Raw genomic sequence first — 25,127 nt, 5'->3', positions numbered from 1 at the left:
CTTTCCCTTGCGTTTGCCCCGCGGGCCAATCGGCTAGCATGCCGGAATCGGCGGCGGCAACGAACAAGATGGTGCGTTGAAAAGCTCCCACGTCTGTTCGACCGGACGCGACCTTTGTGCGACAGATGGAGGTTAGCGCTTCACGCGCGGCGACCCCCTCTGTCGCCTTCGGCGACATCTCCACCTCGAGGGGGAGATTGGCGCTCGTGGAATTTCATTCCGCATCTGGCCGGTCGATTGGGACGATCTATCTTCTTTCCGTCTGTAAAGGGCTGGAAAAGGAGCTACGTTGCCGCTCTGCCGGCTGAATCAAAGAAGTAGAGCATGATGTCGTCCGAAAACCGCTCCGCACTTTGCTCTTGGCGGTTGCTTGATCAGGGAGCTTCGATATGAGCGAGCGCAAGATCTCGGACGGCACAACCTCGGACGGCCAATCCCGCCTGCGTCCACCCTACGCCTCCGTGCTCGACCTCATCGGCCAGACGCCTGTCGTCGAGCTGACCAAATTCGACACCGGAAAATGCCGGCTCTTCATCAAGCTGGAGAGCCAGAATCCCGGCGGCTCGATCAAGGACCGCATCGCGCTGTCGATGATCGCCACGGCCGAGAAACAGGGCAGGCTGAAACGCGGCGGCACCATCGTCGAGGCGACCGCCGGCAACACCGGCCTCGGCCTTGCCCAGGTCGGCATCCCCAAGGGCTACCGCATCATCCTTGTCGTGCCCGACAAGATGTCGCGCGAAAAGATCCAGCATCTGCGCGCGCTGGGTGCGGAAGTACGCATGACCCGCTCCGATGTCGGCAAGGGTCATCCCGAATACTATCAGGACATGGCCGAGAAGATCGCGGCGGAAACGCCCGGCGCCTTTTATGCCAACCAGTTCGCCAACCCGGCAAACCCGCTGGCGCATGAGACCACCACCGGTCCGGAAATCTTTACCCAGCTCGACGGCAATGTCGACGCCGTGGTCGTCGGCGTCGGCTCCGGCGGCACGCTGACCGGGCTTGGGCGCTACTTCGCCAAAGTGTCGCCCAAGACCGAGATGGTGCTGGCCGATCCCGTTGGATCGGTGCTGGCGCCGCTGATCAAGACCGGCAAGATGGAGGAAGCCGGCAGCTGGACCGTCGAGGGCATAGGCGAAGATTTCGTGCCGCCCAATGCCGATTTGTCGCTGGTCAGGAAAGCCTATTCCATCCCCGACAAGCAGAGCATGCTGGCCGTGCGCGACCTGCTTTCGAAGGAAGGCATCCTGGCCGGTTCTTCCTCGGGCACGCTGCTGTCGGCGGCGCTGCGCTATTGCCGTGAGCAGACTGTTGCGAAGCGCGTCGTCACCTTCGTCTGCGACAGCGGCAACAAGTATCTGTCGAAGGTCTTCGACGATATCTGGCTGGCCGAACAAGGGCTCGCCGACCATGAACAGCACGGCGATTTGCGCGATCTCGTTACCCGGTCGCCGCGCACCGGCGACATTGTCTATGTCGGCCCGGACGAAAGCCTGCTCAACGCCTATGGCCGTATGCGCCGCTCCGATGTCTCGCAACTGCCGGTGCTCGACAATGGCAAGCTCGTCGGCATCGTCGACGAGAGCGACATACTGGCCAAGGTCGACGGTCCCTATGACGGCCGCTGGGACCGTTTCAACGGTCCGGTGCGCACGGCGATGACCTCCAACCTGCACACGCTGCAGGCCAGCCAGACGCTGGACGCCCTGCTGCCGGTATTCGACCGCAACGAGGTCGCCATCATCTTCGATGGCGACGAGTTCGTCGGCCTGATAACCCGTATCGACCTGATCAATCATTTGAGGCGCCGCGCAAAATGACCAGCAATGCAGGCAAGAACCGCCTGGCCTTTTCCACCCGCACCATCCATGGCGGCCAGAGCCACGACCCGCTGACCGGCGCGGTCATGGTGCCGATCTACGCGACGTCGACCTATGGCCAGCAGTCGCCCGGCGTTCACAAGGGGTTTGAGTACGCCCGCAGCCAGAACCCGACGCGCTTTGCCTTCGAGCGCGCGGTGGCCGATCTCGAAAGCGGCTCGGCCGCCTTCGCCTTCGCCTCCGGCTTGGCGGCGATCTCGACCGTGCTGGAACTGCTCGACAGCGGCGCCCATATCGTTGCCACCGACGACATCTATGGCGGCTCGTTCCGTCTGATGGAGCGGGTGCGCAAGCGCTCGGCCAATCTGCAGGTGAGCTTTGTTGATTTCACCGATCTGGCCGCCGTCGAAGCTGCGATCCGGCCGGACACAAAACTGCTCTGGGTTGAGACGCCCACCAACCCGCTGCTGCGCATCGTCGACCTCGAAGGGGTTGCCGCGCTGGCCAAGCGCAAGGGCGTCCTTACGGTCGCCGACAACACGTTCTGCAGCCCTTACATCCAGCGCCCGCTGGAGCTCGGCGTCGACATCGTCGTCCATTCGACGACCAAATATCTCAACGGCCATTCCGACATGGTCGGCGGCGTCGCCATCGTCGGCGACAACAAGGATCTCGCCGCCCAGCTGAAATTCCTGCAGAATGCCATCGGCGCCATTTCAGGCCCGTTCGACAGTTTTCTGGCGCTGCGCGGCATCAAGACGCTGGCGCTCAGGATGGAGCGGCATTCGACGAATGGCCTTAAGATCGCGCAGTGGCTGGAAGCGCGCAGCGACGTGCGCCGTGTCGTCTATCCCGGACTCGCCAGCCATCCGCAGCACGCTATCGCCAAAAAGCAGATGCATGCCTTCGGCGGCATGATCTCGGTCGACCTCGACCGCGACCTCGCCGGCACCAAACGCTTCCTCGAACGCACGCAATTGTTCACGCTGGCCGAAAGCCTCGGTGGCGTCGAAAGCCTGATCGAGCACCCGGCGCTGATGACGCATGGCTCCATCCCGGCGGAAAAGCGCTCAGCTATCGGCATCTCGGATTCGCTGGTGCGGTTGTCGGCGGGCATCGAGGATGGCGACGATCTGATCGCCGATCTGGAGCAGGCGCTTAGGGGATAAGTGGGCAGGTTGCGCAACGATGGTCACCGCGACGCCTTACACTCAAAACACGCCGGTTAACACAATCGGAAGCCTTTGCTTAACCCTTCGCCGCTATGTCCCTCCCGGGAGGCGTGACAGAGTGAGTGTGATGGACAACAGCCCGGAAAAGCGCAGCGAATGGCGCGCTATTTTTTATGTGCAGGCCCGCGTGGCCATCCTGTTTGTCCCAATCATCGTCAGTCTGCTCATCATCGGTGCGCTCGCCGGCAATGACCGCGATCCCTCCGCCATCGACCGCACCGTCACTGGCTCGGTGAAGTAACGGCGTAGCCTTAGGCTCGGGCGACTCCCCGCGCCCCCTCAGAAAAACTTCGGGATGGGGCCGTTCTGGGGCGTCACGTCGCCGTCGAGGTCGATGAACATCTCGTCGACAAAGCACCAGGCCCAACCCTCGGGCGGGTCATAGCCTTCAATGACCGGGTGCTTGGTGGCGTGGAAATGCTTGGTGGCGTGGCGGTTGGGCGAGTCGTCGCAGCAGCCGACATGGCCGCAGGTGCGGCAGAGCCTGAGATGCACCCACATCGAGCCGCTCGTCAGGCATTCCTCGCAGCCGAGCGCGCTCGGCGTCACTTTTTTGATGCCTGTCGTGTGTTTACATTCGTCCATCATGCTCTCCTGGCCAGTTCTGATGTCGCGGCGTTGGGTCGCGCGAGATAGGCGTGCAAAGCCGCCACCACCTGGGCGCCTTCGCCGACGGCGGCGGCGACCCGCTTGACCGAGCCGGAGCGCACATCGCCGATGGCGAACACGCCGCTGCGGCTCGTCTCCATCAACCCAGCCGCCACGTCGGCGCCGGTGCGCACGAAACCCCTGGCGTCCAGCGCCACATTGCACTCAGCCAGCCAGTCGGTGTTGGGGTCGGCGCCGATGAACAGGAAGAGATGCTGGATCGACCGCGTCTCGACGTCGCCGGCCCCGTTGCGCCAGCGCAACCGGGTGAGATTGCCGCCTTCGCCTTCCAGCGCCTCGATCTCGGTCTCGGCCAGCACCTCGATGTTGGGCTGCGCCTCGATGCGCTCGACCAGATAGCGCGACATGGTTTCCCTGAGGCCGCGGCGCACCAGCATCGTCACTTTCCGCACCTGGCTGGCGAGATAGACCGCAGCCTGCCCCGCCGAATTGCCGGCGCCGACCAGCGCCACCTCCTGGCCGGCGCACAGCCGCGCCTCGATCGGCGAGGCCCAGTAATGCACCGACGTGCCTTCGAATTCGGCCAGATTGGCGATGTCGAGGCGGCGGTAGCGCGCACCGCTGGCGATCACCACCGTGCGCGCCTTGACGCTCTCGCCGTCGCCGACCGCCAGCGAGTAGCCCACGCTCGCTGCGCCGAGCAGCTTCGCTTCGTCGGGGATGACCATTTCGACGCCGAATTTCTGCGCCTGGTTGTAGGCGCGCGCCATCAGCGCCATGCCGGAGATCCCGGTGGGGAAACCCAGATAGTTTTCGATGCGCGAGGAGGCGCCCGCCTGGCCGCCGAAGGCGCGGCAATCGAGTACGATGGTCGAAAGCCCTTCCGACGCCGCATAGACCGCCGCCGCCAGCCCCGCCGGCCCGGCGCCGACAATTGCGACGTCATAAACCATGTCGCTGTCGATGGGCCGCAGCAGGCCGATGCAGCGGGCGAGCTCTGTTTCGCCGGGATTGTGCATCAGCTTGCCATTGGGACAGAGCACGATCGGCAGTTGGTGCTGGTCGACACGGAAATGCTCGATCAGTGTTTTCGCGCACGGATCGCTGTCGGAATCGAGCGCCCGGTGCGGCTGGCCGCTGCGGCGCAGAAACCCCTGTAGCCGCAGCGTATCGCCATTGGCTGCCGGGCCGATGACGATCGGCCCGCTGCTGCCGCTTTCGAGCAACCCGACGCGGCGCAGGATAAGCGCCCGCATGATCCGCTCGCCGAGACTTGCCTCCTGCACCATCAGGTCGCGCAGACGCTGCGAGGGGATGACGAAGGCCTCGACCGGCTCCTTGGCCTCGGCATTGACCAGCGACGGCCGGCTCGAAAGCTGCGCCAGCTCGCCGATAAAATTGCCGGGACCATGGGTGACGATGGTCTCGCGCCGGCCAAGCCCGACATCCTGGGTGATGTCGGCCGAACCCGACAGGATGACGACCAGCCCCGGCGCCACGGAGCCGGCGGTGACGATGTGCTCGCCGGCGGCATAGGAACTCGCCTCGCCGAAGCGGCGCATGCGCTCGATATCGGCGTCGGCCAGGATGGGAAACATCTGGTCGCGGCGGGTGACGGTGATGGGCTGGGCGGAAGGGGCCATGATTGGAGCGTAGCGTCATGGGCGCCGGGTTTGAAGGGGTTTGTTGAGTGCCTGACCAGGAGGGGAGGTTGTCCGCCCACGGATTGGCATTCGTCGTTTCTCCTGCCGCGACGAAGGACAAGGGAGCAGAAGCCGCTGCAATCGCTGATCATAGATCGTCAGACCGAAGTCCTACGCCAATACGACTGAAGACCCTGAGCAGGAACAAAGGCTTACGGCTGCCGTTGCCTTCTCAGGAAACTTCAAGGAGGACGAAATGGCTGACGGACCAACTGTCGTGAATGCAGGAGGGGGCGCGGGAACGGCGATAGCAATTGTTGTTGCAGTCGTCGCAATTCTTGCCCTGCTTTTCGTTACCGGCGTCATCGATCTCAGTGGCGGTGGTGGAAAAGACATCAACGTGAAAGTTGATGTGCCCAAGGTCGAGGCTCCGGCCTCAACGCCAAAGCCGGCAGCTCCAGCTCCAGCCCCGGCTCCCGCCAACGGCGGTTGAGCCGATCGGCTGCGGCTCCAGCGCGGGAGGAGCGCTGGAGCCAGCTTTCACCAAGGGAACAAGACAATGGATGACCCACACAACAGCGTATTGGAAGCCCGGTGGCTTCTTGCCGTGCCGGTTTCCGTGCTCTTCGCGGTCTTGTTGGCCGGCCTGATACTGACCTGAAACAATTTTCAACGCTGATTGGCGCGCCCTGCCTGTTCGGAATGCCAAGCGCTGCCTCCACTGCCAACTCGAAACAAGTCTGCGCCTTGCCCGAATCCAAAAATTGTTATGCTTTTTGCTGCACATACCCGGCAGACGCTTGGTTGCAGCGGCTCATTAAGTGCCGATGCTGCCGACAGTCATGAGATAAAGCACAACGATCGCTGCCACCCACACTGCAGCCTTGGCAAACGTCCTGGCGGTTGGCCGGAACTTTCGCTGCAGTCGAGGGGACCCTGGCATGTGTCAGCCCCGAAATTCGCGGATGCGGACCGCGACTGGAAGGATACGTCTCATCGTCGATCGCATTTATGGTGCGCGATGGTTTCGCGCCTCACCGTGTCCGGACATTTTCGTCCGGCACGAAGGCTCGTGCTGGAACCGACATGAGGGATTGTCTCGTCGCCGGCTTTTCAGTGAGGTAAAGGGCGCCGCCCAGAACGCCGAAAAGGATCCCGATAGCCGCCAAGCCAACCATCAGGACGGCAATCGCAGTTCCGGGCCCATAGCCCGTCTTGACGATGAAATGCTTGTGCATTTGCCATCCCTCCAGTCAGTGCTCTTTCAGTCCATTCGATGAACGCCCGCTCGACACCGGTGTTCCTCTCATCGGGCCTTAGAAGCGCAGGGTTGGACTTTTGATCGGCGTCTCTTCGGACTTTGGTCTGACAAGAGCCGCCCCCGCGGGCGAACCCATGGCGGCCGCTAGCTGATGCGGATGCGCCGCATCGCCCCGCGCTGCAAGGCAAACAGAGCGCCGACCAGCGCGACGTTTGTCAGGGCGAGTGCGAGCAGTACGGCCAGCAATCCGCGCTCACCCGTATGTTGCAGGAGCAGCGCACCGACGGACGGCGCCGCGGCTTGGGCGATCAGGCTCGGCATGGCGAGCCGACCCATCAGCTTCGCATAGCCGGGGGCGCCAAACAGGGCGAGCGGCAGCGTGCCGCGCGCGATCGATTCCAGGCCGATGCCGGCGCCGTAAAACATCAGAGCCACCGGCAGAACCGGCAGGCCGGTCCAGAGCGTCGCCACACCTATGACCACAAAAATCACCGAGGCGAGTTTGGTCCAGATCGGATGGTGGTAGCGGGCGATGACCATCTCGACGGCGCGGGCGCCGACCTGGAAAGGACCGACCAGGGCGCCGAGGCCGACGGCCGCGCCCAGCGCCAGGCCGGTGGATTGCAGCACGCTCAGCAGATGCACAGACAAGGTCGAGGATATGACCGCCGACAGCGTGATGCTTGCGGCCAGCGTGGCCATCAGGGGCAGGCTGCGCGGCGCCAGGCCCGTTTCCGGCGCAGCAGCCGTCTGGGCAGACGCTTCGGGAGCGCCGCGCGGCAGGACAAGCAGATAGGCGGGCAATGCCACCAGAAGCTGGATTGCCGCGTAGACCAGGCACACGCCGCGCCAGCCGAACGCGTCGAGCAGAAAGGCCGAAATCGGCCAGCAGATGGTGCTGGCGAAACCGCCAAACAGCGTCAGGCTGGTGATGGTCGAACGGGCGCTGCGCCCATACAGCCTTCCGAGCGTGCCGAAGGCGGCGTCATAAAGGCCGGCGCCCATGCCGAAACCCATGATCAGCCAGCCGGCGATGAAGATGGAAAGGGTCGGCGACGTCGCTACCACCGCCTGGCCGATGCCGAGGCAAATGGCGCTGAAGGCCAGCGTCATGCGGCCGCCATGGCGTTCGATCGCGGCCCCGACATGCGGCGATATCAGGCCCGCGACCAAAAGCCCGAGCGACAGGCTGCCGATCACCCAGGGAAACGGCCAGCCGGTCTGAGCCGACACGGCAGGGCCAATGACGGCCGGCAGATAGTAGGAGGAACCCCACGCCATGATTTGCGTCAGGCCGAGCGTTGTGACGATGACAGGTCGACTTGGGATTGAAGCCACTCAGGCATGCCCCCGGGAAGCGGGTGGAGCGGCTGTCATCGATGCCTTCACGCGCCCTTCAAAGCCCGCTATTTCTGACCCCTCAAAAGGAAAGATCCGATGCGCATCGCCGTGTTTGATGAGAATGAGGCGAGGCTTCATGTACGAGCCCTTGCCGAGATGCTGGCCCAGAGCGTCGAAGACGGCGCGCTCGTTGGCTTCGTGCTGCCTTTCGATGAGCCCCAGGCGCTGGCACATTGGGAGGATGTTTTCCGTTCGGTGAGTGAAGGCGAACGGCTCCTCATCTGCGCCGATATCGACGGCCGCGTCGTCGGCACGGTTCAACTTTATCTTTCGCCGGAGCCGAACGCGCCGCACCGGGCCGAAGTTTACAAACTCCTCGTTCATCGCGACTTCCAGCGGCAGGGCATAGGCCTCGCTCTGATGCAGGCTGTCGAGCGTGAGGCCACCAGCAGAAAACGGTCTCTGCTCCTCCTCGATACGGTCGAGGGCGGGGCCAGCGAGCGACTGTACAGGCGGCTCGACTGGCACGAAGTCGGCTCTGTCCCGCATCACTTTGTCGACCCGCATGGCCAGCCGAAAGTCTCCATCTATTTCATGAAGCATCTGTCGCTTTAGGCCGATAGGCGACCTTCTCGCCGTCTTCCTTCACGAAATCCCGAACAGGGTGGTCGAGCAAATCCAGCACCAGCTCGGATGGCCGGCAAAGCCGCGTTCCGCGCGGGGTTTCGACAATCGGCCGATTGATGAGGATGGGGTGGGCGAGCATCTGGTCAATCAGATCCTCCTCGCTCCATTTCGCGTCGGCCAGGCCAAGCTCGGTATAGGGCGTGCCCTTTTCGCGCAACAGTGCCCGCGCGGACATCCCCATGGCCTTGAGCAGGCCGACCAAGCGAGATCGCGAGGGGGGATTTTTCAGATACTCGACAACGACAGGTGTTTCGCCACTCGCCACGATGAGAGCAAGCGTGTTGCGCGACGTCCCGCAATCGGGGTTGTGATAGATGGTGACGGTCACGGCCCTGCCCTTTCGGTCTGTGGTCTGGTGTCGGCGGGAATGAGCAACCAGCCCATCACGGCGGCGGCGATAAGTGCGCCGGCAATCTCGGCAAGGATGAAGCCGGGAAGGTCGGCCGGCCGGATGCCGGAAAAGCTATTGGTCAGCGAGCGGGCGACAGCCACGGCCAGGTTGGCAAAGGAAGTCGAAGCCGTGAACCAGTACGCGGCCGTGATGTAGAGGCCGACCAGCCATGGAATGGCGCTCCGCTCGAAGCGCAAGCCGGCCAGGATGACGGCGGCCAGGCCGAAGCTGGCAATCCCTTCTGAGAGCCACTGCGCCGCGCCGGTGCGTATGTGCGTTGAGGCCTGCACGAGCGACTGGCCGAACATGGCGTGCGCCGTCATCGTACCGGCAATGCCGCCGAGGGGCTGGGCCACGATGTACAGCCCGGCCAAGCGCATCGGCAGCTGCCGCAAAACCGTGAAGACCAGCGTGACAGCCGGGTTGAAATGAGCCCCGGAAATTGGCCCAAGAATGGTGATGAGCACGACGAGAATGGCGCCTGTCGGCAGCGTGTTGCCGAGCAGCGCCACAGCTTTGTCCGCAGTCAGCGTCTCGGCCATGATGCCGGAGCCGACCACGGTGGCGACGAGGAAAGCAGTGCCGAGCGCCTCGGCCGCGACACGGCGCGGCACACTGTAGTCAGGCATCGGCACGGCTTCCCTTGTTCGGGACGCAGCAGGTCGGATTGAGCGCCGGCGAACAGATCTCCGGCCGGCCCGAGCAGCAATCCTCCATCAGGAACCGGATCAGGCCGGTCAGCGCGTCATATTCGGCGCTGTAGACAATCGACCGGGAGTCGCGCCGGGTGGAGACCAGGCCCGCCCGCTCCAGCTCCTTCAGGTGAAAGCTGACGTTGGAGGCCGAGACCTCCACCTGCTCGGCCAGCGCGCCGGCGGCGATGCCGTCGGGGCCGGCAACAACCAGCAGCCGCAGCAGCTTCAACCGCGTTTCCTGGGACAGGGCCCCGAAGGCGGAAAGGGCTTGACGCTCATCCATATTTCAATAATCCTAAAAATATCGAAATGAGGATTATCGCAAATGCTCGCCGCTGACAACACCGAATTTGACCGTGCCGCGATACCAGATCCCGCCGACATCACCATTGACAGCCTGTTGGGGTTCCTGGCGGCACACAGGGAAAAGCCTTTGGTGTTTTTCTATGACGGCCGCGCCGTTCAGCCTGGCTATCACGTCACCGAGGTAAAGGCCGGCCAGTTCGCGGCGCTGGATTGCGGCGCCAACCCGGAATCCTGGTCGGAAATCTTTGTGCAGCTATGGGACGTGACCGAAGACCGCACGCATATGCCGGCCGCCAAATTCTCGGCCATCATCCGCAAGGTCACCGAGCATGTCGGGCTCGACCATTTGGCCAAGCTGACCTTCGAGGTTAGTGACGGCGTGCGGCCGATGCAGCTCTACCGTGCAGCCCTGCCCGAGATCGTTGCGGGTGCCGTGCATGTCGAGCTGTCGCCACGCCCGGCGAGCTGCAAGCCGCGCGACCGCTGGCTCGAGGCGCAACAGAAGGCCAGCGCCTCATGCTGCGAACCGGCAAGTGAGGGCAAACCCTGCTGCAGCTGAATTTGAGCAACAAAAAAGCCCGGACGAACCGGGCTTTTTGACTGTCCTCCTTCGCCAAGGCTTCGGAGGACACCCTTCGCTCTTGGAGCTCCGGATGGCCTGCCACCCGAAGCTCGAAGAGCGAAGAGTGGTGCCCAGAAGAGGACTCGAACCTCCACTCCTTGCGGAACACGGACCTGAACCGTGCGCGTCTACCAATTCCGCCATCTGGGCTGGTGCGGGCTCATGTAAGCGGGCAAGCGACGGGTGTCAACGCGCTTTTTTGACCGGTTGCCGCTCGCCGGCTTAGTTCCGGCGTTGGCGCTGCCCCTCACCTGCCTGCCGGCATCCTCTCCCCGTATAGTCAGCCTTCCAGCACGTCCTTCGACGCCACGGTCGAATCGGCGTTGAGCTTGTAGATCACCGGCACGCCGGTGCCGAGCTCGAGCTTGACGATCTCCTCGCCGCTCTTGCCGTCCAGCGCCATGATCAGCGCGCGCAGCGAATTGCCGTGCGCGGCGACCAGCACCGTGCCGCCCCTCAGCACATGCGACTGCATGTCGTGCAGATAATAGGGCCAGACGCGGGCGCCGGTGTCCTTCAGGCTTTCGCCGCCGGGCGGCGGCACATCGTAGGAGCGGCGCCAGATATGCACCTGGTCCTCGCCCCATTTCTTGCGCGCGTCGTCCTTGTTGAGGCCGGAGAGGTCGCCATAGTCACGCTCGTTCAGCGCCTGGTCGCGGATCGTCTCCAGATCGCTCTGGCCGACGGCATCGAGAATGTGCTGGCAGGTCTTCTGCGCCCGGATCAGCGCCGAGGTAAAGGCGATGTCGAATTTCAGGCCGCGCGCCTTGAGCTTCTGGCCGGCCTCCTTGGCCTCCTGGTGACCCTGTTCGGTCAGGTCGACATCGCGCCAGCCGGTAAACAGGTTCTTCAGGTTCCATTCGCTCTGGCCGTGGCGCACGAGCACGAGAGTTCCCGACATGTTTGCTCCTTCAGGGATGGGTTGGATTTGAGCAATTCCAGGAAAAGTGTGTAGCGGTTTTAAGTCCGGAATTGCGTAAGAAAATAGACGCCTCAGCTCAGGCCGAGCACGTCCCGCATGGAATACAGTCCGGGCTTTTTACGGCGCGCCCAAAGCGCTGCCTTGACCGCGCCGCGGGCAAAGATTGCGCGGTCTTCGGCATGGTGCGCCAGCGTGATGCGCTCGCCGGTGCCGGCCAGGATCACGCTGTGGTCGCCGACCACCGAGCCGCCGCGCAAGCTGGCGAAGCCGATCGTTCCAGGCTTGCGCACGCCGGTATGGCCTTCGCGTGAGCGCACATCGTTGCCGGCAAGCGCAATGCCGCGTCCCCCCGCCGCCGCTTCGCCGAGAAGCAATGCGGTGCCCGACGGCGCGTCGACCTTGTGCTTGTGGTGCATTTCGAGGATCTCGATGTCGTAATCGTCGGCGTCGAGCGCGCGCGCCGCCTGTTCCACCAGCACCGCCAGCAGATTGACGCCGAGGCTCATATTGCCGGATTTGACGATCGTCGCATGGCGCGCCGCCGCTTCTATCCTGGCGTTGTCGTCCGCCGAGCAGCCGGTGGTACCGATGACATGGGCAATGCGCGCCTGCGCGGCATAGCCGGCGAATTCCACGGTGGCTGCCGGGGCGGTGAAATCGAGCACGCCGTCGGCCTTGGCGAAGACCGGCAGCGGATCGTCCGATATCGGCACGTTGATGATGCCGATGCCGGCCAGTTCGCCCGCATCCTTGCCGAGATAGGGCGATCCGGCACGCTCGACCGCGCCGGCAACGCGCACGCCCGGCATCGAATGGATGGCGCGGACCAGCGTCTGGCCCATGCGGCCGGCCGCCCCCACCACCACCAGGCCCATATCACCGTTTTCGCTCATGCGTTCCTCACCACCTTCTTTGCGCGCGCACGCGGCAGTGGAGTTTGAATGGGCTTGGCGTCGTCGACAAGCCCCAGTCCCCTCTTGCCCTGCACCCGATGGAAGCGGGCATAGACGCTGTGCGGATCGGCCATAAGCGAGGCGTGCGTGCCTTGCTCAACCAGCCGGCCCTGCTCCATGACGATGATGTGGTCGGCATTGACCACGGTCGACAGACGGTGCGCGATGACGATGGTGGTGCGGCCGGCCATGACGTGGGTGAGCGCTTCCTGGACGCGGGCTTCGGCCTCGTTGTCGAGCGCCGAGGTCGCTTCGTCGAGCAGCAGGATCGGCGCATTGCGCACGATGGCGCGGGCGATCGAGACGCGCTGGCGCTGGCCGCCCGACAGCGTCGAGCCGCCTTCGCCGACCGGCGTGTCGTAGCCTTCAGGCTGCTGGCGGATGAAGTCGTCGGCTGCGGCCAGGATCGCCGCCTGTTCGATCTCGGTGTCGGTGGCCGAAAGCCGGCCATACCTGATGTTGTCGCGGATGGTGCCTTCGAACAGATAGGGCGACTGCGAGACATAGGCGATCGAGCCGCGCAGCGAGTGTTTGGTAACTTTGGAAATGTCCTGGCCGTCGATTTCGATCGTCCCTGCATCGACATCGTAGAAACGCTGCAGCAGCGCCACCAGCGTCGTCTTGCCGGCGCCCGAGGCGCCGACGATGGCCGTCATCTTGCCGGCGGCGGCGTGGAAGCTCAGATCCTGCAGCACCGGCACTTCCTCGACATAGCGGAAAGATACGTTGTTGAACCGCACGGCGCCGGTGGTGAAATGGGCCTCTGCGGCGCCTGGCGCGTCGCCCTGCTTCGGCTCGCGGTCGAGCAGCTCGTAGATCATGCGCGCATTGACCAGTGCCCGCTCCATCGAGACCTGCATGCGGGCCAGACGTCGCGCCGGGTCATAGGCCAGGATCAGCGCGGTGATGAACGAAAACACCGCACCCGGCGGCTGGCCGAGGACCAGGGCCCGATAGCCGGAATAACCGATGACCGCGGTGACCGCTAGGCCAGCCAGCATGTCGGAAATCGGCGACAGCCGTTCCGAGACGCGGGCGATCTTGTTGCTGCGCTGTTCGGCGCTGGCGGCGAGGTCGCCGATGCGGCGCGACAGCTCCTCCTCCATGGTGAAGGCCTTGACGATGGCGATGCCTTGCGTGGCCTCCTGCACTGCTCCGATCAGCCGGGAATTGATCAGCACCGATTCCCGGTTGATCTTGCGTACCCGCCGCGTGATGTAGACGACGGCCCAGATCAGCGGCGGTCCGATCAGCAGCGAACTCAGCGACAGCACCGGATCCTGGTAGATCATGACGCCGACAAGACCGACCAGCGTGACGGCGTCGCGGGTGATCGAGACCAGCGTCAGCGACAGCAGGTCGCGAATGCCGCCGACATTCTCGTTGACCTGTGCCGCCAGCCGGCCCGAACGCGTGTCGTTGAAGAAGTCGACGCCGAGCTTCATCAGATGATCGAAGATGCGTCTCTGGTAGCGCGCCACCAGATTGTTGCCGATCTTGGCCAGCGCCACCGCCTGGCCGTAACCGGCGAAGCCACGGATCATGAAGGCGCCCATGAAACCGGCGCAGATCCACACGACGGCGCCGCCCTGCCGTTCGTAGAATATCTGGTTGACCATTGGCGCCATGATCCAGGCGCTGAAGGCTGTGGTGCCCGAAACCAGCAGCGAGCAGATGATGGCGACGGCATAGGATGAGCGATAGTCGCGACTGTTTTCAGCCAGGATGCGGCGCAGCACCGCCGTAACCTCGGCCGGCCTCACCTTGGCTCTGTTTGGGCTTTGAAATGTCAAATCTGCAGCACTTCGTCGGTTTCCGCGTCGTAGGGCGGGCTGGAATTCGGCCTCCTCTTAACGCTCCGGCCGTGGCTTGCCTATGGCCAAGGCGGCGAAACTTCGTCGCGGCTCAGTTCACGATTTGGAGTTGATCGCCACTTTTTGCAGTGCGGATCATGCCCGCCAACGCCGGCCCTGCGTCTGGACGCCGAACAGCGACGGGTTTCTGGCATAGGCGGCAAGGCCGGAAAGGGCCGCCAGGGGGTGGGTGATGACATAGACTGGCATCGAGGCCATCAGCGCGCTGTGCGGTGCCTTGTCCTCGAAGGCGGCGCGGAAATTGCCCTGCTTCAGCGCCGGCACGATCTTTTGCGCAATGCCGCCGGTCAAAAACACGCCGCCACGGCTCATGAACACCAGCGCCAGGTCGCCGGCGGTGCGGCCGAGGCAGGTGACGAACAGCGCCAGCGCTTCCTCGGCGACCGGGTCGGTCTTGGCCAACGCCGCGCCGGTGATTTCGGCCGGCGTGGTGAATGGCGTCGGCTTGCCGTCCGCCTTGGCGACAGCGCGATAGACATTGACCAGGCCGCGTCCGCACAGGATTTGCTCGCCCGAAATGCGGCCTTCCAGCTTCTCGATATGTGGGAACACCTCGAAATCGCGCTGAGAGCGCGGGCCGATGTCCATGTGGCCGCCCTCGCCGGGCACCGGTATCCAGTGGTTGAGGGCATGGACCAGCCCGGCGACGCCAAGGCCGGTGCCGGGGCCGAGCACGACGCGTCCGGCATTGGGCTCCGGCGTGCCGCCGCCGATCTTTTCCATATGCTCTTCGCCGAGCGCCACGACGGCCAGCGCCTGCGCCTCGAAATCGTTGAGCACGACGATGTCGCTCAGGCCCAGATTGGAAAACATCTGCTTGGGTTTCACCACCCAGGGACAGTTGGTGAGAGGGATCTCGTCGCCATCGACCGGCCCGGCGATCGCCAGCACCGCCGAATTCGGCCGGATGGACGAGCGGTCGAGCACCGCCGCCTGGATTGCCTCGTCTATGGTGTTGAAATTGGCCGTCTGCACGATATGCGGCTCGCCGCCGTCCGAATTCGCGTCGAGCACGATCGAAAAGCGCGCATTCGTTCCGCCGATGTCGCCGATCAACACTGGAAACCGCAACGCTGCGTCGTCGTCGCCTGCCATGCCTTGGTCGTCCCCTTTGCGATGCCGTTGCGCCGTTTCAATCGATTGACTAGCGCATGGGTTTGAAAAGGGAAACGCTTTTCGAGCCCGGCGGCGCACTGAGGTCGACTCTGCGGCCAAACGGCCACGATCTCGCCGCTAGGCGGACGCTTTGTGCTCCTCGCGGGCCGCAGACCAGACTTCGCGAGCCGCATCGACATTCATGGCCGCAATTCCCAGGCCGACAATCAGGTCGGGCCACGCAGAATGCCAGATCACAGCAGTGACAAGGCCGGCGCCGATAATGGCTACGTTGGCAAAGGCGTCGTTGCGCGCGGAAAGGAACGCCGCCTTTGTCAGGCTGCCGCTGGACCGGCGGAAGGGTGCCAACATGAACGCGCAAGACAGGTTCACGGCCAAAGCGCCGGCGCCTGTCAGGGACAGCGGCAACGGCGCCGGCGCGACCGGCAGGCTGAACTTGGCCCAAGCCGTCCAGAGCGTTGCCAACCCAGGCACCAGAAGAATGGCCGCCAGGGCCATGCCAACCTTCGCACGGCCAGGTGCGGCCCAGCTCAGGGCAACCAGAATAAGAAAATTGACCGAGGTATCTTCCAGGAAATCAACACTGTCCGCGAACAGCGACACGGAGCCGATCGCAGATGCCACGGCGAACTCGACGACGAAGTATCCCAGATTGAGAAGAGCTACCCGCCGGACGACGCGGAGAAGGCCGGTATCCTCCGTCTGCAATGCCGTACCTCCTGCCCGCGCTATGGCAGGATCATTGCACCTTGAGTGACCGGCGGTAAAGCGCCGGTTGTCAGACGTGAAGCAGCGGTCAGCCTCACGGCCGTGGTCTCGGCAAAGGCACGCCGATCTCCGGCGTCTCGGCAAAAGCGTTGACGGCGCTTGGCAGTGCGGCCGCGTTGCTCACGGCGGGCGGCGAAGGCGTGTCGGGTTCGGGCGCCCTGGCGGCGATCGGAACGCCGCCGCCGCTGCGATAGGTGACGGCTTCGGCCGAATCCGCGTCAGGCTGGTCGAGCACGAACTGGCACTGTTTCGGCAGGTTCGCCATCGTCATCACGTCGCGCGCCTTGGGCGCGTCCGGGTTCTTGTTGGGACGCCACGGCTCCTCGGTGAACCACCAGGCCAGGGGCTTGCCGCAGCCATCATCGTCGGGCGTCGCTTCCTGTCCCTTGCAGTTGGGCGAACCCGGCTGGCAGCCGATGCGAATGTGGAAATGGTAGTCATGGCCCCAGAACGGCCGGATCTTGCGCAGCCATGAGCGGTCGCCGGTGACGGTGTCGCAAAGCTTCTTCTTGATGCCGGGATTGACCAGGATGCGCTCGACCTCCGGATAGCTCGCCGCCCGCTTCAGCAGCTGCGTATGCATCGGCTTCCAGAGCCGGTCCTTCACCAGATGCGTCTTGTCGTCGACCATCAGCGTGGCGCTGATGTTTTCGCGCTCCTGGGTCGTGAGCTTGCGGTCGGGCATCGGCGTCAGCCAGATGTCGGCGTCGAGGCCGATCTGGTGCGAGGCATGCCCGGTCAGCATCGGCCCGCCGCGCGGTTGCGAGATGTCGCCGATCAGAAGCCCCGGCCAGCCGTCGGCGGCGGCATCGCGCGACAGTTTCTCGATCAGTGCGATCATCGTCGGATGGCCCCAGCGGCGGTTGCGCGACGGACGCATCACTTCCCAGTTCTGGCCGTCCATCGGAATGGCGACGCCGCCGGTGAAGCAGCCCTTGGAATAGAAGCCGAACGATTGCGCAGCCGCCACCGCCGGCAGCTTCTTGGCCCCAAACAGGTCTTTTGCCCGCGGCTCGGCCGTGATTGCACCCGCCACCAGCCCTGCCAAGGCGACGATCGCCAGCGTCGCCGTCAGGAACGGGCGTCTGCCGGGCAAGGATCGCATCGAAATCGTCATGAGCCCCCTCTGCAACAAGCCGCGCTATTGGGCGAATCATACCACGCCCGCCGCTTGGTTTCGATCACGGCCGCTTCATAGGGCTGCGCGGCTCGCCGTCGCGCCAGGTTCCGTCGGCCCACATCCGGTCGAATGCCTGGCGGTAGTCCGGAAAGCGGAACCGATAGCCCTCGGCCTTGATCGCGGTGTTGGCGACGCGTTTGTTCTCGCCATAGAAGGACCGCGCCATGGGCGAAAGTTGGGCGGTCTCGAAAGGAATTTCCGGTGGCGGCTCGACGCCCATCAGCGATGCGGCATAGGTGACGACATCCTGCGGTGGCGCCGGCTCGTCATCGGTAATGTTGAAAATGCCGCCTGTGTTGCCGGCGATGAGATGCCACAGCGCGCCGGCAATGTCGTCGCAATGGATGCGGTTGAAGACCTGGTCCGGCTTGACCAGCCGTCTAGCTGAGCCGTTTTCCAGATTGACCAGGGCATTGCGCCCCGGCCCGTAAATCCCGGAAAGCCGTAGGACTGCGACGGGGACACCTGCGTTTCGGCCGAGCTCCACCCAATTCTCTTCGGCAGCGACGCGCAGGACAGAGCGCTTCGAAACCGGCCGGCATTCGGCGGCCTCATCGACCCACGCGCCGCCATGGTCGCCATAGACTCCTACGGTGGAGAGATAGCCGATCCATTCGAGCTTTTGAGCCCATTGTTCGATCGGCTCGCCGTAGTGAAGGCCCGGATCACGACCGGTCTCATCGGGTGGGATAGAGACAATCAGATGTGTTACATCGCGAATTTCGTCGCAAATGTTGGTGGTGTCACTGAATTCGATCGGCTTGATGCCGGCCTGCAGCAGCCTTTCGAATTTATCTGGAGACCTCGTGGTCCCAAGAATCTCCGTGGCTGGATCCTTTTTAGCGCGTGCGAACGCTAGGGCGGAATAGCCGGCGCCGAATATCAGAACTTTTTTACCCGTCATGCATGCGCCTCTGTTGGCAATGCGGACAGCCATTCGTCGCGCACTGTCGTGTCGGTTTCGGTTTTCGAGCCGGTGGCGGCCAGCTCGCTGAATTCGGTATCCGGCACCAGCCGCGCCAGCGCCCACACCGCCGCACCGCGCACCAGCGGCGAGGCATCGCCGAGCAAGGCGCGGACCGGGCCGGCCAGCGAAGCATCGCCGGAATTGCCGGCGGCGGTCAGCACGTTGCGGACAAAGCGGTCGCGGCCGATGCGTTTTATGGGCGAGCCCGAAAATAAAGTGCGGAAGGCCGCGTCATCCAGCTGCAACAGGTCCGAAAGCTTCGGCTCACGCAATTCGGCGCGCGCGGCAAGCTTTGCTTCCGAGGCGGCGCGGGCGAACTTGTTCCACGGGCAGGCGGCAAGGCAATCGTCGCAGCCATAGATGCGGTTGCCGATCTTGTCGCGGAATTCGCGCGGGATCGGTCCCTTGTTCTCGATTGTGAGGTAGGAAATGCAGCGCCTGGCATCGAGCCGGTAGGGCGCTGGAAAGGCATCGGTCGGGCAGGCATCGAGGCAGGCGCGGCAGGAGCCGCAATGGTCTATCTCGGCTGCATCGGGTGCCAATTCCGCCGTGGTGAAGATGGTGCCGAGGAACAGCCACGAGCTGTGCTCGCGGCTGACCAGATTGGTATGCTTGCCTTGCCAGCCGAGCCCGGCGGCCTCGGCCAGCGGCTTTTCCATCACCGGTGCGGTGTCGACAAAAACCTTCACGTCGCCGCCGGCCCGCGCCACGATCTTGCCGGCGATTTCCTTCAGCCGGCCCTTTATAATGTCGTGATAGTCGCGGTTTTGCGCATAGACCGAGATCGCGCCGCGATCGCGTCTTGCCTGTAGCGCGCGCGGATCGTGGTCCGGGCCGTAATTCATCGCCAGCACGATGATCGAGCGCACATCGGGCCACAGCGTCGAGGGTTCGCTGCGGCGCTCGAGCGTCTCGGCAATCCACGCCATCGAGCCATGAAAGCCGTCGGCGACGAATTCGGCCAGACGTGCGGGCGCCAGCGGGATTGCATCGGGGGTGGTGACGGCGATCGCATCGAAGCCGGCGCGCCGCGCCTCGGCGTCGATCAGCGCGCGCAAGGTTTGGCTTTTAGAAGTCGAGGTCCGCATAGTGCGACACCGGCGACAGGCCGCGCACCCGGTCCGAAAGCAGCGGCCGAAACGACGGCCGCGATTTCACCCGCGTGTACCATTCGCGCGCGGCGGCATGCTCGCGCCAGTCGATCTCGCCGAGATAGTCGAGCACCGACAGCGTCGCCGCTGCCGCGAGATCGGCATAGGTAACCTTGCTGCCGGCGAGCCAGTGGCGGGTGCCGGCCAGCCAGTTGGTGTATTTCATATGCTGGCGGATGTTGGCGCGGGCAGCACGGATCGCCGCCGAATCGGGCGAGCCGCCGCCCGCCGTTTCCGGCATGACTGGCTTCAGCACGCGTTCGCGCACCAGATGCCGGGTCACTTCGCTCTCGGCCTTGTTGAGATACCAGTCGGTCAGCCGGCGGATTTCGGCGCGCTGCATCGGGTCCTCGGCAAACAACCTCTTGTCTCGCTTCAAGACGCCGCGCGTCTCGTCGAGATATTCCGATATCACCACGGCGCCGACGATCGGCACGTCGCCTTCGGCAAGCAGGATAGGCAAGGTGCCGGCCGGGTTCAGCGCCAGAAACTCCTTGCGCCGCGTCCACGGCTTTTCCTCGATCAGCGCCAGCTCCTCGCCATACTCGCCAAAGGCGAGGCGAACGAAGCGGCAGGTGGCGAACATCGGATGATGGAAAAGCGTCAGCATGGTTCCGCGATAATTAAGCGCACTGGCGAATCGCAGGGCGCACCGGTAAGTCTTGGCGGCCCGTCATGCGACCGTCACGGTGTTGCGACCTATAGGGGGACTTCCGCGCCGTGACAAGCAAGCCCTTTGCTAGTCGTTTCCTTCCGTCACTTGAATGCCGAGGTTGCCATGGATAGCCACACCATCGTCGAAGCCCTGCTGCTCGGCCTGCTCGAGGGGCTGACCGAGTTCATCCCGGTCTCCTCGACAGGCCATATCCTGCTCGCCGGCCATTTCCTCGGCTTCCATTCCACCGGCAAGGCCTTCGAGATCCTGATCCAGCTCGGCGCCATCCTGGCGATCCTCAGTGTCTATTTCCGCCGCCTGTGGCAGATGCTGCTCGACCTGCCGCATGACCGGCTGACGCGGCATTTCGTCCTCGGCATCCTGATCGCCTTCCTGCCGGCGGCCATCATCGGCGCGCTGGCGCATGATTTCATCAAGACCGTGCTGTTCGAATCGCCAAGGCTGATCTGCATCATGCTGATCATCGGCGGCGTCGTGCTGCTGGTCGTCGACCGCATGAAGCTGCAGCCGATCTACCGCGACGTCGAGCGCTTCCCGACAAGGCTTTATCTGCAGATCGGCCTGTTCCAGTGCCTGTCGCTGATCCCCGGGACGTCGCGCTCCGGCTCGACCATCGTCGGCGCGCTGCTTCTGGGCGTCGACAAGCGGGCAGCGGCGGAATTCTCCTTCTTCCTCGCCATCCCGACCATGGTCGGCGCCTTCGCCTTCGACCTATTCAAGAACCGCAACGTCTTGACCACGGCCGACCTGCCGATCATCGCCATCGGCTTCGTCGCCGCCTTCGTCACCGCGCTGTTTGTCGTGCGCTTCCTGCTCGATTACGTCTCGCGCAACGGCTACGCGCTGTTCGGCTGGTGGCGCCTGGTGGTGGGCGGCGTCGGGCTGGTGGCGTTGATGGTTTGGGGGTGAGGAGCGGTCCGCGTAGCGGACGGAAAGCCAACTGGTTGGCTTCCGAGCGACGAACGCCCTGAGGCAGCGAAGGGCGAGCAACGCTTGTCAGTAAGCCGCCCTCAATTCCGTCCATAAAACGCATTCGGCACATGCACCGGCCAGCGCCAGGGCAGCACGGCGACCATGTCGAAGCGCATCGACAGCCTGCCATAGTCCGGCTGGCGCGACAGCCAGATGTCGGCCGTGCCCTCGATGCGGCGCTCCGATTCGTGGCCGATCGCCTCCATGGCCTCGATCAGCGTGCGGCGCGCCTTGACCTCGACGAACAGCACCAGATCGCCGCGGCGGGCGATCAGGTCGATCTCGCCGAAGCGGGTGCGATGGCGGCGGGCCAGGATCCGGTAACCCTTCAGCATCAGCGCGGCAGCCGCCAGCCATTCGCCGCGATGGCCGCGCCGGTAGGCCTTTTGACGGCTGGCGCTCGGGCGCTCAACCATCGTCGCTTTCTCTAAGTTCGAGCAGCCGCCGATAGAGCGCCTGCTTCTGGCCGCCGGTCATTTTCGCGGCTTCCGCCGCCGCCTTGGAGGCCGGCATTTCAGCGGCGAGCGACAAAAGCAGGCGGTCGATGTCTTCCGGTTCGTCGGCCTTCGCCTCGGCGGGACCGATGCAGACGACGATCTCGCCCTTCGGTGTGTCCGCCGCCGCGTAATGATCGGCAAGCGTCCGCAGCGTGCCGGTGCGGATTTCCTCGAAAGTCTTGGTCAATTCCCGGCCGATGGCGGCTTTGCGTTCGCCGCCCAGCGCCTCGACCATGGCGCCGAGCGATTCGGCCAGCCGACGCGGCGATTCGAAGAAGATCAGAGTCGCCGGCACCGCCTTGAAGGTTTCCAGCCTGGTCAGCCGCTGCCCTGATTTCACCGGCAGAAAGCCGGCGAACAGGAAGGCGTCCGACGGCAGGCCAGACGCCGTCAGCGCCGCCAGCGGCGCCGATGGTCCGGGAATCGGCACGACGCGCAGGCCGCGCTCCTGCGCCTCGCCGACCAGCCTGTAGCCGGGATCGGAGATCAGCGGCGTCCCGGCATCCGAAATCAGCGCCACACTCTGTCCGGCCTCGAGCGCTGCGATCAGCTTCGGCCCGGCCTCGCCGGCATTGTGTTCGTGATAGGCAGTGGTACGGCGGCGGATGCCGTAGCGGTCGAGCAGCACGCGCGAGACGCGGGTGTCCTCGCAAGCGACAATGTCGGCGGCGGCCAGCGTTTCCAGCGCGCGCAGCGTGATGTCGGCGAGATTGCCGATCGGCGTCGCCACCAGATAGAGCGCTGGCTCGAGCGGCCGGACCGGCATTTCGGTCTGGCCGATCACATAGCTGCGTTTTTCGCCGGTCACCGCTCACATCTCCGTTCAGCCCTGTTTGGCATGGCGCAGGCGCGGTTGCAAAACGCCCAGCGTCCGGGCCTGAACCTCACGTCGATGTAATCCGGCCGCCATGTCTTTGCCATAGTAGGGAACGAAACCGTGGCCGGCGGATTGAATACCTGAGTCTCTTGAGGAGGAGGACAGGATGGACAGCCTGAAATTGCAGGACGTTTTCGAGCCCTACTATGCCGGGCGCAAGCGTTTCGCCGCGCCTCGCGCCAAAAGCCAATCCGCCGAAGCCCGGGACGAAGCTATCCGCAGGGAAGCCGGCAAGCGGCTCCTGCGCCGCGTGCTCGCCGAGGCCCGCAACGAAATCGAGACCGACACCGAAAGCACGACGGAGCACTGACCGGACGATGCCCAATCGCTTCGATATCTTCATCACCCGTCTTGAAACCAAGAGCGCCAGAGAAGGCGTGCAGCCGCATCCTATGAACGACCAGCACAGCGTCCGCCGCGACAAGGGCGACGCCAAGCCGGCCCGACCCGGCGGCGCTCATGCCGAAAAGGACCGCGGCAAGCGCCGCTTCAAGCACGACGCTTGATCGCACAGAAACGCGCACCATCAGAAGCGCAATCTGCAACGCTTGGCGATTGGCTTCGCCATCCGCGCCCTTCGTCATCCTAGGGTCTGCGCGACGGAGCTTCGCTCCTGCTCCGCCCTAGGATGACGACCGCGTGGTTGATACGCCACCTGGAAGAAACCCACTAACCCAGGAATCGCGTTACCCTCACTTCGAGCAATCGCACCAGTTCCGGATCCATGAATTCATAGTCGTCCGGAATGTCGAGGCAGATCACCCGCGCCTTCTTCAGGCTTGCCTTGAACTTCTTCTGCAATTTGGTGCGGTGCGCCTTTTCCATGACGAAGATGATGTCGGCCCAGGCCACCAGTTCATGCGTCAGCGGCGTGTCGGCATCGTGATTGGTCCCGGCCGAGGCCACTTCGATATCCTCGCGCTTGGAAAACATCTGTTCAGCGGTCGGGCTGCGCAAGCGGTTCTGGCTGCAGACGAACAGGACGTTTTTCAAGGCCTGTCAGCACCGATTCGAGAGCGGCGATTATTCATCCCATATGTCTCGGATCGTCTTGGTCAGGGGTATGTACTGATCGAGGGTAAGGCCGTTTAGGTCGAATTCAACGGCGTCGTTCTTTGCTGCTGCCCTAAGATTTATCCCGATATACGTCATAAAGCCGCGCACCACGTCGAACTCGGAGAGTCCCGGAATCTTGTGGGTTCTTTCTTTTCCATTTTTACGGAACACGGCCTCGGCTTCGTAAAGATCGGCGTGTTCCTGAGACTTGGAAACCTCGCCCAATCCAAACTCGAAAATGTCATTCGAGTTCAACGTCCGAAGTGTCTCGTGGATTAGGAACTTCATAGCAGATCCTATGGATGTATCCCAACAGGGGCTCGGTCATATGGTCCGTTTGCCGCAATTCCTACCTTGCCAGATCCGCCACCACGGCGTCGAGCACGATCATGCCGGCCGGCGTGGCGCGCAGGCGGGCGTTGCCGATCGGCGCCACCAGCCCTTCATCCTGCAGCACGGTCAGCCGCGCGCTCGACAGGCCGCGCCCGGAAAACGCCTCGTAGCGCGAAAGGTCGATGCCTTCGGCCAGTCGCAATCCCATCAGCAGGAACTCGTCGGCCTCTTCTGAGCGCGTCAAAACCTCGCCGCCGGTGACGCCATGGCCCTTGGCCTCGACCAGATTGGCCCAGGTTTCCGGCATTCGCTCGGCGATGGTGACGGTGCGGTGGCCGTTCTCGATGAAACGGCCATGTGCTCCCGGTCCGACGCCGACATATTCGCCATAGCGCCAGTAGGTCAGATTGTGCCGGCTCTCGGCGCCCGGCCTGGCGTGATTGGAAATTTCATATGCCGGCAAACCATGTGCCGCTGTGACCTCTTGCGTCAGCGCATAGAGATCGGCCGCCCGGTCGTTGTCGGGGATGGTGAATTTGTGCGCCGCATGCAGCGCATGGAACGGCGTGCCTTCCTCGATGGTCAGCTGGTAGAGCGACAGATGGTCGGCAGCGTGGCCGATTGCCTGCTCGAGCTCCGCCTGCCATGCGTCGAGCGTCTGGCCGGGGCGCGCGTAGATCAGGTCGAAGGAAAGGCGCGGAAAAATCTCGCGCGCCAGCCCAATGGCATGCAACGCTTCGTCGACATTGTGCAGCCGGCCGAGGAAACGCAGATCCTTGTCATTCAGCGCCTGCACGCCGAGCGACACACGGTTGACGCCGGCGGCGCGATAGCCGCGAAAGCGCTCGGCCTCGACCGAGGACGGGTTGGCTTCCAGCGTCACCTCGATGCCATCAGGGACCGTCCAGTTCTTCGCCACGGCGTCCAGCACCGCCGCCACCGTCTGCGGCTGCATCAGCGACGGCGTGCCGCCGCCGAGAAAGATACTGGTCACGTCGTGTGGCCCGGTGCGCGCCCGCATGGTCGCAAGCTCGGTTTCGAAGGCGCGGGCAAAGCGTTCCTGGTCGACCGGCTGGTGGCGGACATGGCTGTTGAAGTCGCAATACGGGCATTTGGCCGCGCAGAACGGCCAATGGATATAGACGCCGAAGCCCGGGCTGCGATCCAGCGGCATC

30 protein-coding genes and 1 tRNA gene are annotated in these 25,127 nt (G+C 63.9%); 9 read left to right on the top strand and 22 right to left on the bottom strand.

Features of this window, described 5'->3' with window-relative positions; genetic code table 11:
- Window positions 1-389 precede the first annotated feature (389 nt).
- The 3 genes from ACWTU9_RS23255 to ACWTU9_RS23245 all read left to right on the top strand — a co-directional run bounded on the left by ACWTU9_RS23255 (window position 390) and on the right by ACWTU9_RS23245 (window position 3,296).
- Window positions 390-1,823, top strand: coding sequence for a pyridoxal-phosphate dependent enzyme (locus tag ACWTU9_RS23255; protein WP_455860330.1), 1,434 nt, complete (start codon window positions 390-392; stop codon window positions 1,821-1,823).
- Complete coding sequence (locus ACWTU9_RS23250; RefSeq protein ID WP_455860329.1) at window positions 1,820-2,992, top strand: cystathionine gamma-synthase; 1,173 nt, start codon at window positions 1,820-1,822, stop codon at window positions 2,990-2,992. The genes ACWTU9_RS23255 and ACWTU9_RS23250 overlap by 4 nt, the downstream gene beginning before the upstream one ends.
- Before the next feature lie 130 nt (window positions 2,993-3,122).
- Window positions 3,123-3,296: a hypothetical protein gene (locus tag ACWTU9_RS23245; RefSeq protein ID WP_455860328.1), complete on the top strand. Its 174-nt coding sequence runs from the start codon at window positions 3,123-3,125 to the stop codon at window positions 3,294-3,296.
- A gap of 38 nt (window positions 3,297-3,334) precedes the next feature.
- Here ACWTU9_RS23245 and ACWTU9_RS23240 read toward each other — a convergent pair whose 3' ends face one another.
- Entirely contained in the window at window positions 3,335-3,643 is a 309-nt protein-coding gene (locus ACWTU9_RS23240) for a UBP-type zinc finger domain-containing protein (RefSeq protein ID WP_455860327.1), read from the bottom strand.
- Window positions 3,640-5,307 (bottom strand): FAD-dependent oxidoreductase, encoded by a 1,668-nt coding sequence (locus ACWTU9_RS23235; protein ID WP_455860326.1) that lies wholly within the window; start codon window positions 5,305-5,307, stop codon window positions 3,640-3,642. The genes ACWTU9_RS23240 and ACWTU9_RS23235 overlap by 4 nt, the downstream gene beginning before the upstream one ends.
- A gap of 256 nt (window positions 5,308-5,563) precedes the next feature.
- On the opposite strand from ACWTU9_RS23235, the gene ACWTU9_RS23230 reads away from it, so the two are divergent.
- Complete coding sequence (locus ACWTU9_RS23230; RefSeq protein WP_454590114.1) at window positions 5,564-5,800, top strand: hypothetical protein; 237 nt, start codon at window positions 5,564-5,566, stop codon at window positions 5,798-5,800.
- Window positions 5,801-6,341: 541 nt separating this feature from the next.
- Here the strand turns inward: ACWTU9_RS23230 and ACWTU9_RS23225 are convergent.
- Together ACWTU9_RS23225 and ACWTU9_RS23220 are read right to left on the bottom strand one after the other, a co-directional pair.
- Window positions 6,342-6,545, bottom strand: a complete 204-nt coding sequence (locus ACWTU9_RS23225; protein WP_454575739.1) for a hypothetical protein — start codon at window positions 6,543-6,545, stop codon at window positions 6,342-6,344.
- 167 nt (window positions 6,546-6,712) lie between these two features.
- Window positions 6,713-7,849 (bottom strand): MFS transporter, encoded by a 1,137-nt coding sequence (locus ACWTU9_RS23220; RefSeq protein ID WP_455860435.1) that lies wholly within the window; start codon window positions 7,847-7,849, stop codon window positions 6,713-6,715.
- A gap of 156 nt (window positions 7,850-8,005) precedes the next feature.
- Between ACWTU9_RS23220 and ACWTU9_RS23215 the strand changes: the two genes are divergently transcribed.
- Window positions 8,006-8,524 carry an N-acetyltransferase family protein gene (locus ACWTU9_RS23215; RefSeq protein ID WP_455860325.1) on the top strand — a complete coding sequence of 173 codons (519 nt, stop codon included), beginning with the start codon at window positions 8,006-8,008 and terminating at the stop codon, window positions 8,522-8,524.
- Here the strand turns inward: ACWTU9_RS23215 and arsC are convergent.
- Genes arsC through ACWTU9_RS23200 form a run of 3 tightly spaced genes read right to left on the bottom strand, consistent with a single transcriptional unit; the run spans window position 8,502 to window position 9,965 of the window.
- The gene (arsC, locus tag ACWTU9_RS23210; protein WP_455860324.1) at window positions 8,502-8,924 is read right to left on the bottom strand and encodes an arsenate reductase (glutaredoxin); all 423 of its coding nucleotides are present in this window, start codon (window positions 8,922-8,924) and stop codon (window positions 8,502-8,504) included. The two genes, ACWTU9_RS23215 and arsC, sit on opposite strands and share 23 nt — an antisense overlap.
- Window positions 8,921-9,616 carry an aquaporin gene (locus ACWTU9_RS23205; RefSeq protein WP_455860323.1) on the bottom strand — a complete coding sequence of 232 codons (696 nt, stop codon included), beginning with the start codon at window positions 9,614-9,616 and terminating at the stop codon, window positions 8,921-8,923. Before ACWTU9_RS23205 ends, arsC begins: the two co-directional genes overlap by 4 nt.
- Window positions 9,609-9,965, bottom strand: coding sequence for an ArsR/SmtB family transcription factor (locus ACWTU9_RS23200; RefSeq protein ID WP_455860322.1), 357 nt, complete (start codon window positions 9,963-9,965; stop codon window positions 9,609-9,611). Before ACWTU9_RS23200 ends, ACWTU9_RS23205 begins: the two co-directional genes overlap by 8 nt.
- 42 nt (window positions 9,966-10,007) lie before the next feature.
- Between ACWTU9_RS23200 and ACWTU9_RS23195 the strand changes: the two genes are divergently transcribed.
- On the top strand, window positions 10,008-10,547 hold the full coding sequence (locus tag ACWTU9_RS23195) for a DUF6428 family protein (RefSeq protein ID WP_455860321.1): 540 nt from the start codon (window positions 10,008-10,010) through the stop codon (window positions 10,545-10,547).
- A 128-nt stretch (window positions 10,548-10,675) separates the two neighbouring features.
- On the opposite strand, the gene ACWTU9_RS23190 is transcribed toward ACWTU9_RS23195, so the two are convergent.
- The 10 genes from ACWTU9_RS23190 to ACWTU9_RS23145 all read right to left on the bottom strand — a co-directional run bounded on the left by ACWTU9_RS23190 (window position 10,676) and on the right by ACWTU9_RS23145 (window position 20,151).
- Window positions 10,676-10,760: transfer RNA gene (locus tag ACWTU9_RS23190), tRNA-Leu, on the bottom strand.
- A gap of 130 nt (window positions 10,761-10,890) precedes the next feature.
- The gene (locus tag ACWTU9_RS23185; protein WP_455860320.1) at window positions 10,891-11,511 is read right to left on the bottom strand and encodes a 2,3-bisphosphoglycerate-dependent phosphoglycerate mutase; all 621 of its coding nucleotides are present in this window, start codon (window positions 11,509-11,511) and stop codon (window positions 10,891-10,893) included.
- Window positions 11,512-11,603: 92 nt separating this feature from the next.
- Entirely contained in the window at window positions 11,604-12,425 is an 822-nt protein-coding gene (gene dapB / locus ACWTU9_RS23180; RefSeq protein WP_455860319.1) for a 4-hydroxy-tetrahydrodipicolinate reductase, read from the bottom strand.
- Window positions 12,422-14,278: an ABC transporter ATP-binding protein gene (locus tag ACWTU9_RS23175; RefSeq protein ID WP_455860318.1), complete on the bottom strand. Its 1,857-nt coding sequence runs from the start codon at window positions 14,276-14,278 to the stop codon at window positions 12,422-12,424. Before ACWTU9_RS23175 ends, dapB begins: the two co-directional genes overlap by 4 nt.
- Before the next feature lie 156 nt (window positions 14,279-14,434).
- Window positions 14,435-15,454, bottom strand: coding sequence for a glucokinase (locus ACWTU9_RS23170; protein WP_455860317.1), 1,020 nt, complete (start codon window positions 15,452-15,454; stop codon window positions 14,435-14,437).
- Window positions 15,455-15,592: 138 nt separating this feature from the next.
- A complete protein-coding gene (locus tag ACWTU9_RS23165; RefSeq protein WP_455860316.1) occupies window positions 15,593-16,183 on the bottom strand; it encodes a cation transporter in 591 nt (196 codons plus the stop codon).
- Window positions 16,184-16,277: 94 nt separating this feature from the next.
- Window positions 16,278-17,360: a penicillin-insensitive murein endopeptidase gene (mepA, locus tag ACWTU9_RS23160; protein WP_454575751.1), complete on the bottom strand. Its 1,083-nt coding sequence runs from the start codon at window positions 17,358-17,360 to the stop codon at window positions 16,278-16,280.
- A 64-nt stretch (window positions 17,361-17,424) separates the two neighbouring features.
- Complete coding sequence (locus tag ACWTU9_RS23155; protein ID WP_455860315.1) at window positions 17,425-18,327, bottom strand: SDR family oxidoreductase; 903 nt, start codon at window positions 18,325-18,327, stop codon at window positions 17,425-17,427.
- Complete coding sequence (gene queG, locus ACWTU9_RS23150) at window positions 18,324-19,478, bottom strand: tRNA epoxyqueuosine(34) reductase QueG (RefSeq protein WP_455860314.1); 1,155 nt, start codon at window positions 19,476-19,478, stop codon at window positions 18,324-18,326. Before queG ends, ACWTU9_RS23155 begins: the two co-directional genes overlap by 4 nt.
- Entirely contained in the window at window positions 19,459-20,151 is a 693-nt protein-coding gene (locus ACWTU9_RS23145; protein ID WP_455860313.1) for a glutathione S-transferase family protein, read from the bottom strand. Before ACWTU9_RS23145 ends, queG begins: the two co-directional genes overlap by 20 nt.
- A gap of 168 nt (window positions 20,152-20,319) precedes the next feature.
- On the opposite strand from ACWTU9_RS23145, the gene ACWTU9_RS23140 reads away from it, so the two are divergent.
- Window positions 20,320-21,126: an undecaprenyl-diphosphate phosphatase gene (locus ACWTU9_RS23140; protein WP_455860312.1), complete on the top strand. Its 807-nt coding sequence runs from the start codon at window positions 20,320-20,322 to the stop codon at window positions 21,124-21,126.
- A gap of 101 nt (window positions 21,127-21,227) precedes the next feature.
- Here the strand turns inward: ACWTU9_RS23140 and ACWTU9_RS23135 are convergent, their stop codons facing one another.
- Window positions 21,228-21,605, bottom strand: coding sequence for a YraN family protein (locus ACWTU9_RS23135; protein ID WP_455860311.1), 378 nt, complete (start codon window positions 21,603-21,605; stop codon window positions 21,228-21,230).
- Window positions 21,598-22,494, bottom strand: coding sequence for a 16S rRNA (cytidine(1402)-2'-O)-methyltransferase (gene rsmI / locus ACWTU9_RS23130; protein ID WP_455860310.1), 897 nt, complete (start codon window positions 22,492-22,494; stop codon window positions 21,598-21,600). Before rsmI ends, ACWTU9_RS23135 begins: the two co-directional genes overlap by 8 nt.
- Window positions 22,495-22,669: 175 nt before the next feature.
- On the opposite strand from rsmI, the gene ACWTU9_RS23125 reads away from it, so the two are divergent.
- Both ACWTU9_RS23125 and ACWTU9_RS23120 read left to right on the top strand, forming a co-directional pair.
- Window positions 22,670-22,873, top strand: a complete 204-nt coding sequence (locus tag ACWTU9_RS23125) for a hypothetical protein (protein ID WP_454590095.1) — start codon at window positions 22,670-22,672, stop codon at window positions 22,871-22,873.
- 7 nt (window positions 22,874-22,880) lie between these two features.
- Entirely contained in the window at window positions 22,881-23,069 is a 189-nt protein-coding gene (locus ACWTU9_RS23120; RefSeq protein WP_455860309.1) for a hypothetical protein, read from the top strand.
- Window positions 23,070-23,232: 163 nt separating this feature from the next.
- Here ACWTU9_RS23120 and ACWTU9_RS23115 read toward each other — a convergent pair whose 3' ends face one another.
- The 3 genes from ACWTU9_RS23115 to hemW form a co-directional block, all read right to left on the bottom strand.
- Entirely contained in the window at window positions 23,233-23,556 is a 324-nt protein-coding gene (locus ACWTU9_RS23115; RefSeq protein WP_455860308.1) for a low molecular weight protein tyrosine phosphatase family protein, read from the bottom strand.
- A 30-nt stretch (window positions 23,557-23,586) separates the two neighbouring features.
- Window positions 23,587-23,907 carry a hypothetical protein gene (locus ACWTU9_RS23110; protein WP_455860307.1) on the bottom strand — a complete coding sequence of 107 codons (321 nt, stop codon included), beginning with the start codon at window positions 23,905-23,907 and terminating at the stop codon, window positions 23,587-23,589.
- Window positions 23,908-23,968: 61 nt separating this feature from the next.
- Entirely contained in the window at window positions 23,969-25,126 is a 1,158-nt protein-coding gene (hemW, locus tag ACWTU9_RS23105; protein WP_455860306.1) for a radical SAM family heme chaperone HemW, read from the bottom strand.
- Between the last annotated feature and the right edge of the window lies 1 nt (window position 25,127).

The sequence above is a fragment of the Mesorhizobium sp. 128a genome, from assembly GCF_053848025.1.
The sequence above is the reverse complement of the archived record's forward strand: the minus strand, read 5'-3'. Positions and strand labels throughout refer to the sequence as shown.